This window comes from Desulfovibrio sp. (assembly GCF_014803725.1).
Lineage (GTDB): Bacteria > Desulfobacterota > Desulfovibrionia > Desulfovibrionales > Desulfovibrionaceae > Desulfovibrio.
Genome location: NZ_JAAVBE010000019.1, coordinates 272,214 through 283,969, shown reverse-complemented (window position 1 = coordinate 283,969; position 11,756 = coordinate 272,214). Strand labels below are relative to the sequence as shown.

Genomic DNA, 11,756 nt, shown 5'->3' with positions numbered 1-11,756 from the left:
ATCAGTCCTCCATGTACTGCGTCCCCCAGAAGGGAGCCGTGTCGAATGGTTCATAGTCGGCCTCGGCAAAGCCAAAGACCGGGGACGGTATCTCAACCCAGGCGAGGCCCACGCCCGCGCCCCTGGCGAGCAGGCCGTAATTTCTCAGGATGGCGCGCTGCCAGGGCAGCAGCGGAAAGAAGATGTAGAGCTCCAGCGCCATGATGCCCCACTCATGCACCACGATGTCCTGCCCGGGAAAGAGCGCGGCCATGAGGTGGTTGAGCGTGGCGGCATCGGCCGTGGCGATGTTCGCCATTGCCTTCCAGAGCAGGAGCTGGCGGTAGGCGGCATCGGAGAGGGCGTAGCGCTCGGTCGCGCCGTCGCCCGTGTAGAAAGGAGACGTGTCGAAGGGGTCGTAATCAGCGGTGTTGAAGCCGAAATAGTCGCGGGCCGCCTCCACCTCGATAGAGCGCCCGATGCCGAGGATACGGCCCCAGATGTCGAGGCCCACGCCCTCGGCCGTGGCGATGTCGAAGATTGTGCGGTAGAAGAGCGCGATGTCCGCGTCTGGCGCGATGCGGATGCGGGCGGATTCGGCCAGCGCCCGGATGGTGGGGCTTGCCGCGTACTGGCTTTGGATGGTCTCGCCGGGGAGAAGCATGGCTAGTCCGCCTCCTCGATGACCACGAGGATGTCGTCAGCGCTGAGCACCGGGGCCTTGTCCGCGTTGATGACGACGCTCGTGCCCCATGCGGCGCCGCTTGCGGGCGCGGCAAGTTCAATGCCCACAAGGTTCTGCACGCCCGCGCCGATGACCGCGCAGTAAAAGCGCGAGGCATAGACCTCCTGCGCGGTGCCCACGCGCAGGGAATTATGCGGCCCGGCGCCGTTGAAGTCCGCGAGCACGGCGTCCTTTACCTGCTGCACGATGTCCTGCGGCGTTGTGGGCGTCAGGCGCAAGGTCACGCGCACGCCCACGGCCAGCGGCTCCGGCCGCTCGATGCTATAGGTATAGATGGGCGTCCCGGGCAGCTCCATGTCCTGATAGCTGACCTGCGTGTTCCCGGCCGTGCCGCAGCCCGCGTCCTTCTTGCGGTAGACGGCCTCGGCGATGGCCGCATCCGTGCCCCCGGTGACCGCGATCCACACACTGTGGCCCGGGATGGTCACGCCCCAGGAGACGATGGATTCATTGCCCGTATTCTCCAGCACCACCACGTCGAGCACATCGGGCAGGTTGGCGATGGCCCCGTAAAGCGCGCTGACGCTGCCCCGGGCATTGGCCGCCACGCTGGCGTAGCGACGTGTCTCGAACTCAAGCTGGCTTTCCGCGTCGCGCCCGGTCACGGCGGCCGCGGGGTTGGTCACGCTGTCCCAGCCGGGCGTGACGGTGACGATATTGGTGAGGGTATTCGCCTGCGCGGCCAGCGGCCCCGGCGTCTGTGCCTGGAAGCGCGCCTCAACCGTGCCCCCCTGCGGGATGGTGACGGCCTCCACGCAGGCCCACTCCGAGCCGTCAGCTGCGGACTTGATGCGCGCGCCAGCGGCGATGACCGTACCCGCAAGGCCATTGCACACGCACACCGCCTCGGAGCGCTGCGCCACCTTGCGCGTGAGGAAGTAGATCTTCCCGAGCGCGTCCTGCCAGATGCCGGATGCCGTCAGCGGATTGAACTGGTTGGCGAGGAAGAGCACCTCGTCGTCCTTGTCCACGATGGCAGCGGTCTGGCTGTCGATGAGCTGGCCTGCCGGGGTTTCCGGCTCGGTGTTGAGTTCGGGCGCGCCGTCGCGGCGGAAGGCGGTTTTCCAGTCCTCGCGCACGGCCTCGCGCACCGTGGTCACGGCATCGGCGGAGAGCCCTGTCTGCGGGTCAAAATGCAACATCGGCGCTTGCCCCCTCGGTTGTGGTGAGCCGGATGTTCCCGGTGAGCACGCGGTCCTCGAGCGCCAGCGCCTCCACCTGCGCCGTGGCCACGCCCTCCACGCCCCGGGCAGCCGCGCCCACGCGGCTGCGCACCACGCTCTGCTGGGGGAGGAGGCCCAAATCCACGATGAAATGCGGAATGCCGCGCTCCGGGTCGTAATAGGCGTCATTGGTGAACAGGCGCACGGCGTTGGCCACGTTTTGCGCGATGGCATAGGGCCCTGAGGAGGTAGCGATATTGCCGCCCGCGTCCAGCGTGAGATCCCAGTTGTCGAGGTCAAGCGTGAGGGTGTGCCCTATTGCCATATGCGCCCCCTTATTGCGGCTTCCCGGTGTCGCCGCCGCCCGGTTCGACGCCGGTGTGCGTGTGCCCGGTCTGGCTGATGCCGCCCGCCACCTGGTCGCCAGTGCTCGTCAGGCTGCCGTCAAGAGTGACCGTGCCCGTCATGCCGATGGCGTCGCCCTTCTCGCCCGTGGCGGTGAGGTTGCCGGTGATGGTGGTTTGGGGCGCGTCCAGCACGATGCCCTCGGCCGCCTTGATTTCCACGGTTTTGTCCGTCTCAATGGTGCAGCCCTCGGGCGCGTGGATGACGATGGTCTTGTCCTGCCTGAGCTCTATCCAGACTTCCGGGGCCTTGTTGCTTACGCTCGCCACCAGCATCCCGTCGGCCTGATCGAAGGAGCGGAAGCTGCCCGGCCGCTGCGGCTCCGTGGTGCCCGGCTTGACCGTGGACGAATCCGCCTTGCAGAAGGAGGCCACGCCGATGTCACCGGGCACCGGGTCCATGATAATGGCCGCGATGCCCGCCTGAATGCGGTAATGTGGAAGCGACGGCAAGGGGACCATGGGAAGGGCGTTGCCTTCCGCGTCCGTCTGCGCCACGAGCGGCGTGGCAGCAACCGTCCCAGCCGGGCCGTCAGGCCCTTGCGACGTGCAGCCGTCGATGCGCACGAGCGCGGACGTGTTGACCATCTCCGAGACGATACGCCGGACGATGAACTCCAGCTGGTTGTACGGCGTCGCCATGGTGTAGGGGTCGCGCAGGCCTTGGTTTTCCTTGTCGCTCATGCCTTCCCCCCTGCGACCTCGGGGTAGTAGGTCGTCATCTGGCTTTCCCACGGGCCGCCCATGGCATCAAAGGCTGCGAGCTCGTGGGTGAGCTTGATGATGCGCCACACGCCCGAGGCCTTGGGCACGATGCTTTCCACCTTGACAAGCCCCCCGAGGCGGAAGGCCGGGTTGTAGAGCGCCTTGAGCTGCACGCCCTCATTGGTGAGCACGGGATATCCCAAGAGCCCGCTTTCCTTGTTGAGCAGCACGGCATTGCCTCGGCCGCCGCCCGCCTTTTCCCCGGCGCCCCCGGCCGGGCTCAAAATCATGGCCCCGTCGTCGATGATGAGCTCCGCGCCGATCTGCCGCGCGGCCGCGCGCGCCTGCGCCACGGGCGAGCCGTTGAACACGGCGTTCTCAAGCTGCGCGGTCACGCCGTCATTCTGGAAAGTGAAGCCCGCCGCCTTGGCCTGCATGGCGATGAAGTCCGCCGCGGGCTGCGCGCCCTTGACGGCCGTGGGGCTTTGCGGGGTGATGGCCCCGTAGTAGCCCGTCATGGCCTCCATGCGGAACACCACGTCCGGCGCGGCGTTGAAGTCCGCCGCTGCCTGGGTGATGGAGCCGGAAAAGGCCAGCGAGAGCTCCTCATCCAGCTCATCCCCGGCAAATACCTGCACGGTGTTCTTTGCCGATGCCAGCGGCTTGAAGGCGAGGGTGGACATCTGCGCCATGTCCTCATAGCGCAGGCCCCGCGCCTCGATGACGGCCTTGCAGTAGTCCGGCGGTCCTGTCTTTTCGATGCGCACCTTGAGCGGCACCTCGGTGATGACCTTGGTGTTGCCGCCCTCGAATTGCCCGGCCTGAAGCGTGACGCGCACCTCGAGGAGCTTGCGGGTGAAGCTCGTGTCAGCCATTTAGCGCTGCCTTGAGGTTGGCCGCATTTATCTCTTTCACCTCTTCGGGAGAGAGCCAGTAGAGCTTCCAGCGCGTGCCGAGGCCCTGCCATTGCGGCGGCTGCTGCTCCATGGGCTGCGAGCGCTCGTCAAGGAGGTAGAGCTGCCCCGCAAAGGCCATCGTGGCCCGCTGGACAATGCCCATGCCCGGCTGGCAGATGGCCCCCCGGCAAATGATCGCGCCCCCCGCGTTGAGGTCCAGATACATGGAAGCGCCACGCTGGTAGAGCGCGATGGTGCAGTCCTGCTCGCCGAGGGTGACCAAAAATTCCTGGTTGACCATGGCCTCAAGGGGAAGTTCGAGCATCACTTGCCCACCTTGAAAATGCCCTTGCCCACATCTCGCACACCCGCCAGCAGGGTTTTCTTCTGCTGTCCCTGCACTTCCTTCGGTTGCACCTTGCCCCGGTTCTTGCGCTCGCCCAACTTTTCATTGGTGTATTGCGCCTTGACCTGCCTAACCTCCACGAGCTTGAGGTCGAGCCAGAGCACGCCCAGGCCGTCCTCGCGCTTGCGGCGGTAGCTCAGGCTTTTGAGGTTCAGGTTGTAGTATTCGGTCTCGGGCGTGACGAGGCTCACGATTTCCGTACTGGCGGCCAGTTCGTTGAGCTGGTCCAGCGCAATGTTGAGCGTGGTTTCGTCCCCCTCGATGCCGAGGGAGCAGTCGATTTCGAGCGGCGTGGCAACCTTGTTGTAGGAGGCGAAGCTGCCTTCCTCCACCGGGCTCGTGACGACGTTGTACTCGTCGCGCAGTTCCATACTGATGAAGGAAGTGAACTCCACCACCCGCTCGCCCGAGGCGTTGTTGATGGACCACTTGCCGAGTGATTGCTGCGGAAGAAGGCTCATGACAGGCGTACTCCTCCATCGGCGGCCATTGCTCCCAGCTGGGCATTCTGCTGCCGCATCTGGTTGTCAAAAGCTCCCGCCATTGCTTGCGGGTCCGCGCCCGGCGCATAGATATTGGTGGTGTAGCGGGCGTCGATTTGTTGGTTCTTGGTGTTGTTCACCGTGGCAGAAGGGGGAACAGCCGCCCGCGTGGCTTCTGTATTGGTGGGGACGACGCCGGACTGGGGCGCGGCTGCCTTGTCGGCATCGTCCCCGATACCAAAGAGCCCCTTGCCAAACTCCTTGGCCGCGTCCCACGCCTTGGATGCGCCCTTCTTGATGGAGTCCATGGAAGGAATCATGTCCAGAAGTTCAGCAATGGCGGCTTTTATGGTTTTGAAGATACCCATGAAGATGCCCTCGATGTAGTCAAGAGCGCTCTTGAACGCCTCGCGCAGGGCTTGCCCGGCCTCCTTGAAATTGCCGGAAAACAGAGACTTGATGACCTTGATGGTGTTCTCCACCATCCCCTTGAGGCCATCAATGGCCCCGGAAAAATTGCTGATGAAGGCCTGCCCGGCGCTGAGGAGGCCGTCGAACAGCGCCTGCCCGACGCTCTTGAGCCATTCCCATGCCTCCCCGAGCGCCCGCGAGATTTCCTCGGCCGTCCCGAACTGCGACCACAGCCCCGCAAGGGCAGAGTCGCCTCCCTGCACATAGCCGATGAAATCTTCAATGACAGCGGTGACAAGCAGAATGCCGGCGATGATCTTCGCCAGCGGGTTTGCCATCATGGCCTTGGTGAGGGCATAGACGGCCGGGATGAGCTTGACGGCGATGACCCCCGCCAGCACCGTGAAGAAGCGGATGATGTTCGGCTCATTCCTCCTCACCCAGTCCGCCAGCGAGTTGAGCAGGTCGATGCCGAAGCGGATGGCCGGGGAGAGCGCCCGCATGATGGTGGCGGAAAGCCCGGCCATGGCGTTGTTGAAGTCCAGCAGGGCCAGCTTGCCCTTGCGGTAGAGCTCGATGTCCTCCTTGTTGATGCGCGCGAGCAGGGCCTTTTTCTTGGCGGCGTCCTCCAGCTGCTTGGTGTAGCGCCCGGTCTGCTCGGCCATTTGCGCCACGTCTGAGAAGTAGCTCCCCATGATGGCCCCGGCCGAGAGCGCCCCGGCGAGCGGCGCGGCCACGGTGGTGATGATGCCCCGAAGGAAGCCGCCGATGCGGCGGCCCATGGCCCGCACTTCGCTGCCGGCCTGCCTGGCCTTGTTGGCCGCGTCCTGCGACTTCTTGCCGAGCCTGTCCACGCCGTCCGAAAAACGGTTCACCGCCTCCTCGAAGCGCTGCACCATCTCCCCGGAGGCGTCGCCCACGGCCTCGACGCCCGCGGCGCTCCCGGCGGCCGCTTCCTCGACGGCCTCCTTGAGGCCCGCCTGGATGCCCTCCACAAAGTCCGCGAGGGTGATTTCCCCCTGCTTGAGAGCCTGCTCGACCTGCGCAAGGCCCTCGCGCAGCTTGGCCGGGTCCAGCCCCAGGGAGATGACAAGGGAGTCGATTTCCATCACTCACGCCTTTTGCGCGGCCTTGGCCGTCACGTATTCGTTATGGCCCTTCACCTGGATGACCTCGGCCAGGTTCAGCGCATCCTCATAGCTGTAATACTCCTCGAGCTCACGCAGGCTCGCCAGCCGCTCGCCCAATATCAGCGCCATCAATGGACTGATATTTCGCGTTTGCGCGAGTACGGGGCCGGGTTCGCGGACTCCTGTGAGCCGGACTGCCCGGCGAGTGCGAAAAAACCGAGGTTCAGGACCAGCGCCTCCTTGCGCAGCGTGAACAGCGTGCGCACATCCTCGATGACCGCGTCGGCCGTCTCCTCGGAGAGCGGGGCCACGGAGCCTTCGAGGGTGCAGCAGCCGAGCAGGTCATTCAGCAGCGGCCGCGCCTTGTCGTAGTCGAGGGCTCCCAGCGCCCGGATGAGGCCCGCGCCCTTATCCTGCCCGAGCATCCGGCCGGCGGCCTCCATGACGTGGGCAACGTCCGGCGCTTCGGCTTCCTGGCCTTCGCCGTGCGCCCCGCCGAGCAGGCCGTCCGCAAGGCCCGATGCGGCCAGCAGCAGGCCCGCGCGCACGATGAAGGATTCCAGCTTCGTGGCGGGCATTTCCCGCACCGTGAAGGCCAGCTCCCGGCCGCGGTCATTGACGGTGATTTTCTTTTCCTTGCGCATGATTTACCCCTGCACTTCCAGTTTGCCGAAGTCGAATTTCCATGTGGTCGGGTCCAGCACCTTCTTGCCAGCGGGCACGGGCGTCCCGCTCTTGAGCACGCCCTGCGACCAGATGAAGGTCTTGCCGATGCTGGGCACCGCCGCCACCAGCCCGCAGCGGTAGAAGCCGCGCTTCTGCTCGCAGGCGCGGTAGAGCTGTGTGAGCGCGAAATAGCTGGGGCTCGACGCCTCAAGCATGATGGTCACGGGCTTGATGCTGGGAACCCACCCGGCCACGAGGTTGCCGTCCACGCCCATGCGGTCCTCGGCGATGGTGAGCTCGTCCATGCTGTAGCTCTGGTCCGTGGCGAACTGCTCAAGCTGGATGCCCGCGGGGAAGAGGAAGTCCACAGTCAGGACGAGCGTGGCGTTGGCGCTGGTGATGTCGCCTACAAGTTGGCTCATGGTTCAATCTCCTTTTTAAACGACCGCGGTGGAGGCGATGTCGAGGCGGTGAACGCTCCCGCCATAGGTGTAGTAAATCGAGCATTCCGGGCTCTCGCGCTTCTGGCGCACGGCCGGGGCCGGGTCGTTGACCTCGATCACATAGCCGTCGGTGAAGAGCTCGCCCGAGATGTCGCGCCCGGCCTCGCGCTGAAGCTCGGCCTTCTGCGATTCGGAGAGCGTCACCCCGGTGTCGATGATGCCGGAATACAGGGCGCGGTTGACCGGGTCCTGCAACCACGCGCGCACGAGCGCGTAGCCCGCGTCCGTGTAGGGCACGCGCGGCGTCTGCTCGAAGCCGGACATGCAGGCTACCTGAAGGGCGTTGTTGAGCCACACGGCGTTCAAGTAGGTGTCAATCCACGTCCAGCTGCCGAACATGGAGCCCGGATACAGGAAGATGAACTGGTCGTTTCGCGTGGCGTAGTCGCCCATGAAGTTCATGTTTTGGGCCTTGAGGTTGGTGGCGTCCGTGCCCGTGACCACGTTGGCGGCGAGCCCGTCCTGCGCCTTGAAGGCGAAGGTGATGGTGCCGTTGCGGCGCTCCCAGTCGATGGAGGCGGCCGTGCCCATGATCATGGCGGCGTAGTCGAGGCTGTTCCACACGCCGCAGGTGGCGCCCACATTGGCCTCCGTGAGGGCGGCCGCGATGGTCGCCGTGTTGTTGGGCTGGAGGAGCTTCGGATCATTGTCCCAATAGATGTAGAGGTAGGCCACGCCCTTGCCGGAGGCCCACAGCGCCAGCGCCAGCGCGTCGGCTTCGGTGGGCTGGTCCACCGTGGTGAAGCAGACGAAGTTCTCGGTGAGGTCGAGGATGGCTTCCATGTTGTCCGCGTGGCTCATGGCGTCCATGCCGGGCGAGAGCACGGCCCCGGCCTCTTCGGTGAGGGCCAGCAGCGTGGCGAAGTCCGCGCCCGTTTCCGGGGCGCTCGCAAAGCTCAGGGAGCTCGCCGCGCCGGTGGTGGGGCTCTGGATGGTCCACGCCTTGGTCAGGCTGGAAAAGGCCACGGTCACGCCCGCGCCGCCCTCGGCCGCATTGATGGCCGTTTGCAGCAGTTCGGCCACGTCGCTCGGGCTCGTGGCCGTGGCGAGGGACAGGTTTTCCACGGTGACGGCCTCGCCGTTGACCGTGAGCGAGAGCCCGCCAGTTCCCGCGCCCTTGAGCTCCGCCAGCGTGCCCGTCCACGCGGCCCCGCGCAGCCACGCGGCCCGCGCCTCGGCGACGCGGCTGGCCACATAGAGCGCCCGCGGCTTCTTGAAGGAATTGTTGTAGCCGAGGAAATAGACCACCGCCGCCTGGTATTCGGGCGAAGTGAGCCCGAAATACTCGCCCACGCTCTCCGCGTCCGGGAAGGGCAGTACGAGCTGCGAGGCCGGGATGAGCGGCGAGACGGAGAGGAGGAGGCCGTTGAACTCGAGGTCCGTGCCGCCCGCCGTGAGCAGGCGCGGGTTGACCTGGACGATTTGACTTGCCGGGATGCTCACGAGGCGATCTCCTTTTTCTGGTTGTCCGGCCCTGCGCTCGCGGGGTGATGCACGTCCACGTCCTCGAGCCGCAGGTCCACATCCGTAAAGGCCGCGCGGGCGATGTCCGCGCCGAGCCATGCCGAGAGGTGCAGGGTCACGGAATAGCGCACCTCCCACTGGTCCACATCGTTACTGAAAGGCAGCGAGCGCGGGTCATCCGCATACTGGCAGGAAAGCCCCAGCGCCCGGAAAAAGTCCACGGCCACGGCGTCGCGGCAAAGCATGACCAGCCGCGCGGCCTGCGCGCCCACCACGGCCTCGTCCTGCCCACACACATCCACCTGCACTTCGTAGCAGACGAGCATCCGCACGTTCTCGACGAGGCCGTCGGCTGCGGCGGGGTCATGCTCCCAGACGTGGACATTGGTGCCACGGCGCGGCGCGTTGATGAGCGTCAGCACCGCATAGGAGGACATGGGGGGCAGATCCGCGCGATTCTGCCAGCCGCGGATGATGGCCTCGGGCGCGATACCGATATGCGCCATGAGGAAGTCATGCACGGCGCCGAGCACGTCCAGAGGGGCGTTGGCCTGAGCGTCACGCCTTGGCAGCATCCGCAGCCTCCTCATCCTCCCCTTCCGGCTCCGAAGCGCTCAGGTCCGGGCCGTCCACCTGCTGCGTGATACCCACGCATACCCAGCCGGACGCCGTGAAATCCTCGATCATGGCCGTGACGAGCCACCAGGTGCCGTCAGCGCGCTGGATCATGTCGCCGGTGCGGCCCAGCGGCCGCACGATGCCTTGCGGCGGCAGGGCGGCATCCGGCGCGAACAGATAGGCCTTGCGGTCGATGCGCGTGTTGCTCGTTGCTTCCTTCTGCGCGAGGTCGTCCTGCTTGAGGCTCTGGATCTGCGCCTGTACCGCCTGCGCCGGGCCATAGACGGGCGTCACGCGCCCGCGCTCATTGCGCTGGCCGATGGATTGCCGCAGGGTCACGGTCTCGTCCGGGTGGAGGGCAGTGATGGCCTGGCGCACGAGCCCGTGGAGGTTGGTCACTTCACGACCTCGGAGGTGATTGCGCCGATGAGCGCGCCAGTATTCATAAGCGTCCCTGCACGCCCTGACTCCTGCGCGTTCTTAATCATCAGCGTAAGCGGCTTGTTCTTGGGCTTCATGTTGCTTTTGATTTGCGCTTGGATGTCAGCCGCCATGACGTTGCCAATCAAGTCCAGCACATCCTCGGGCGTCCGTCCGGCTTTGAGTGCCGCCGCGACCTTGTTGACCCACTCCTGGCGATGATTTCTCAATGTCCGGCGCATGAAGGGGCGCCCAGGAATGACTAGCTTCTGTTTTTTCAGGTTGATGCCGAAGCGATGCCGGAAAAATGCCTTCATCTTCGGGGTCACGCGCACCACGGCTCCGAACTCGTTATAGGCGGCATACTGCGCGATGAGCTTGCCATCCGTAGTCTTGGCGTCTTCCAGCACCCCGGCGCGGACCTTGATGACCTTGTCCTGCGCGAGCTTGCTGAGCGCCTTGCGCCACTTGTCGCCGCCCTTGATGGAAATGTTCGCCATGCCGGTCTCCGCACGTTTGCGGCCAATCCTACCAGATAACGCCTCGAAGAATTGCTTTTCCCATGTGGGTATTTTAGGACATTTGCGGGCAATTCAGGCCGCGCCGTTTGGGAACCACCATAGCACAGGCGCCCGCGCCCCGGCGCGATGGTGGAGTGAATATCTGCGGACATACGCGGGTATCTGTTGCCCGGCGGGGAAAATTGAAGCGTGGAAAGGGGAAAGGCGTAGGCACACTTGCAATCCTCATGTGGATATTTTAGGCTATTTCTGGCTTTTTAATTCCGCGCCATGGCCTGCCAGGGTGAACTCACGCCCCTGATGCCTGGCTGTGGACTCTCCCAGCATTGAATGTTTGCGTGTCAATCGGCGCACCATCCACAACCACCCCACCGCTCACAGGAGCAAGCAGGAGCCCAGTATGGCACCACTGCCCAACGGTCTTACACCGGAGTTGGAGGCAGAATACCAGGAGAGCTTGAGAAAGATTGACGCCCTATGCGCCAATAAGGAAGTCATGGAGACGATCAGCGGGCGCCTCCCCAATTCCGGGGAAGAGGACGATGAGGAAAGCTACATGCAAAATATCAAAGACACTCTCAACGCATGGGCACAGTACCCTCGGAAAACGTGGAGATTGTGACATGGCTTTGCAAGCGCCCAAGGAGGAGGGGCTGGACACGATTAAGGCCAGCCCCGCATACTTAAAACAGCTCAGGGCGTGCCGTAAGGCGTTACCTAAAGAAGCGCAACGTTGCGGCCGTGAGCTGGCAGAACGGCTGAGCAAGGTTTTTTACCAGATGAAGGGGGCCCTTTTTCAAGGGCATGGTATCGTCTTGAATGAGGCGACCTTGGTGAGGGCATCAATTTCATTCTGGGAAGACATCCTCAGGGTCAAAGCATATCATCCCATCGACAGGGCAGAGAAGCACAAAAAGGCGGCCTACATATTCAAATGGATTGCCAGAATGCGGCCCGTGAAGCCTCTTGTTGACAACCCAGATCGCCTGACAAGCGCTGAGATGAACGCGAATGCCATGTTCGCTTTTCTCTGTGCTTGTGGATATTTGAATTGCCGGAGAAACCTCGACGAAGAGGAGATTCGCCGCATACTCTACTCGGCGACCTACAGAGATGTGAGTGCGGATGAATGGGCCATTATTTTTGGCTATGTAGAACTCGTTCATCCTGATGATAATCCCGCATGACCGCTTTCAGCGTATGAGTCCTAAAGGACGACCTTCGCACGCGTGACCTAAGTCCT

At 64.1% G+C, this 11,756-nt stretch carries 17 protein-coding genes; 2 read left to right on the top strand and 15 right to left on the bottom strand.

What is annotated here, in order from left to right:
• Position 1: 1 nt before the first annotated feature.
• The 15 genes from HDR50_RS06885 to HDR50_RS06815 are packed head-to-tail and all read right to left on the bottom strand — an operon-like array spanning position 2 to position 10,492.
• Positions 2–643, bottom strand: coding sequence for a DUF2612 domain-containing protein (locus tag HDR50_RS06885; RefSeq protein ID WP_291357189.1), 642 nt, complete (start codon positions 641–643; stop codon positions 2–4).
• Between the two features lie 2 nt (positions 644–645).
• Positions 646–1,866 carry a baseplate J/gp47 family protein gene (locus tag HDR50_RS06880; protein ID WP_291357187.1) on the bottom strand — a complete coding sequence of 407 codons (1,221 nt, stop codon included), beginning with the start codon at positions 1,864–1,866 and terminating at the stop codon, positions 646–648.
• Positions 1,853–2,212 carry a hypothetical protein gene (locus HDR50_RS06875; protein ID WP_291357185.1) on the bottom strand — a complete coding sequence of 120 codons (360 nt, stop codon included), beginning with the start codon at positions 2,210–2,212 and terminating at the stop codon, positions 1,853–1,855. The genes HDR50_RS06880 and HDR50_RS06875 overlap by 14 nt, the downstream gene beginning before the upstream one ends.
• 10 nt (positions 2,213–2,222) lie before the next feature.
• Positions 2,223–2,975 carry a hypothetical protein gene (locus HDR50_RS06870; protein WP_291357183.1) on the bottom strand — a complete coding sequence of 251 codons (753 nt, stop codon included), beginning with the start codon at positions 2,973–2,975 and terminating at the stop codon, positions 2,223–2,225.
• Positions 2,972–3,871: a hypothetical protein gene (locus HDR50_RS06865; protein ID WP_291357181.1), complete on the bottom strand. Its 900-nt coding sequence runs from the start codon at positions 3,869–3,871 to the stop codon at positions 2,972–2,974. Before HDR50_RS06865 ends, HDR50_RS06870 begins: the two co-directional genes overlap by 4 nt.
• Complete coding sequence (locus HDR50_RS06860) at positions 3,864–4,217, bottom strand: hypothetical protein (RefSeq protein ID WP_291357179.1); 354 nt, start codon at positions 4,215–4,217, stop codon at positions 3,864–3,866. The genes HDR50_RS06865 and HDR50_RS06860 overlap by 8 nt, the downstream gene beginning before the upstream one ends.
• Positions 4,217–4,759 carry a phage baseplate protein gene (locus HDR50_RS06855; protein WP_291357177.1) on the bottom strand — a complete coding sequence of 181 codons (543 nt, stop codon included), beginning with the start codon at positions 4,757–4,759 and terminating at the stop codon, positions 4,217–4,219. Before HDR50_RS06855 ends, HDR50_RS06860 begins: the two co-directional genes overlap by 1 nt.
• Positions 4,756–6,300, bottom strand: coding sequence for a hypothetical protein (locus HDR50_RS06850; protein ID WP_291357175.1), 1,545 nt, complete (start codon positions 6,298–6,300; stop codon positions 4,756–4,758). The genes HDR50_RS06855 and HDR50_RS06850 overlap by 4 nt, the downstream gene beginning before the upstream one ends.
• Positions 6,301–6,303: 3 nt before the next feature.
• Entirely contained in the window at positions 6,304–6,450 is a 147-nt protein-coding gene (locus HDR50_RS06845; RefSeq protein WP_291357173.1) for a hypothetical protein, read from the bottom strand.
• Positions 6,450–6,965, bottom strand: coding sequence for a hypothetical protein (locus HDR50_RS06840; RefSeq protein WP_291357171.1), 516 nt, complete (start codon positions 6,963–6,965; stop codon positions 6,450–6,452). Before HDR50_RS06840 ends, HDR50_RS06845 begins: the two co-directional genes overlap by 1 nt.
• A 3-nt stretch (positions 6,966–6,968) precedes the next feature.
• The gene (locus tag HDR50_RS06835) at positions 6,969–7,409 is read right to left on the bottom strand and encodes a hypothetical protein (protein ID WP_291357169.1); all 441 of its coding nucleotides are present in this window, start codon (positions 7,407–7,409) and stop codon (positions 6,969–6,971) included.
• Between the two features lie 15 nt (positions 7,410–7,424).
• Positions 7,425–8,933 (bottom strand): DUF3383 domain-containing protein, encoded by a 1,509-nt coding sequence (locus tag HDR50_RS06830; protein WP_291357167.1) that lies wholly within the window; start codon positions 8,931–8,933, stop codon positions 7,425–7,427.
• Positions 8,930–9,529 carry a hypothetical protein gene (locus tag HDR50_RS06825; protein WP_291357165.1) on the bottom strand — a complete coding sequence of 200 codons (600 nt, stop codon included), beginning with the start codon at positions 9,527–9,529 and terminating at the stop codon, positions 8,930–8,932. The genes HDR50_RS06830 and HDR50_RS06825 overlap by 4 nt, the downstream gene beginning before the upstream one ends.
• Positions 9,513–9,971 carry a hypothetical protein gene (locus tag HDR50_RS06820; RefSeq protein WP_291357163.1) on the bottom strand — a complete coding sequence of 153 codons (459 nt, stop codon included), beginning with the start codon at positions 9,969–9,971 and terminating at the stop codon, positions 9,513–9,515. The genes HDR50_RS06825 and HDR50_RS06820 overlap by 17 nt, the downstream gene beginning before the upstream one ends.
• Positions 9,968–10,492 carry a hypothetical protein gene (locus HDR50_RS06815; protein ID WP_291357161.1) on the bottom strand — a complete coding sequence of 175 codons (525 nt, stop codon included), beginning with the start codon at positions 10,490–10,492 and terminating at the stop codon, positions 9,968–9,970. Before HDR50_RS06815 ends, HDR50_RS06820 begins: the two co-directional genes overlap by 4 nt.
• A 421-nt stretch (positions 10,493–10,913) precedes the next feature.
• On the opposite strand from HDR50_RS06815, the gene HDR50_RS06810 reads away from it, so the two are divergent.
• A complete protein-coding gene (locus HDR50_RS06810) occupies positions 10,914–11,135 on the top strand; it encodes a hypothetical protein (RefSeq protein WP_291357159.1) in 222 nt (73 codons plus the stop codon).
• Between the two features lies 1 nt (position 11,136).
• Positions 11,137–11,700: a hypothetical protein gene (locus HDR50_RS06805; protein WP_291357157.1), complete on the top strand. Its 564-nt coding sequence runs from the start codon at positions 11,137–11,139 to the stop codon at positions 11,698–11,700.
• The last annotated feature ends 56 nt before the right edge of the window (positions 11,701–11,756 follow it).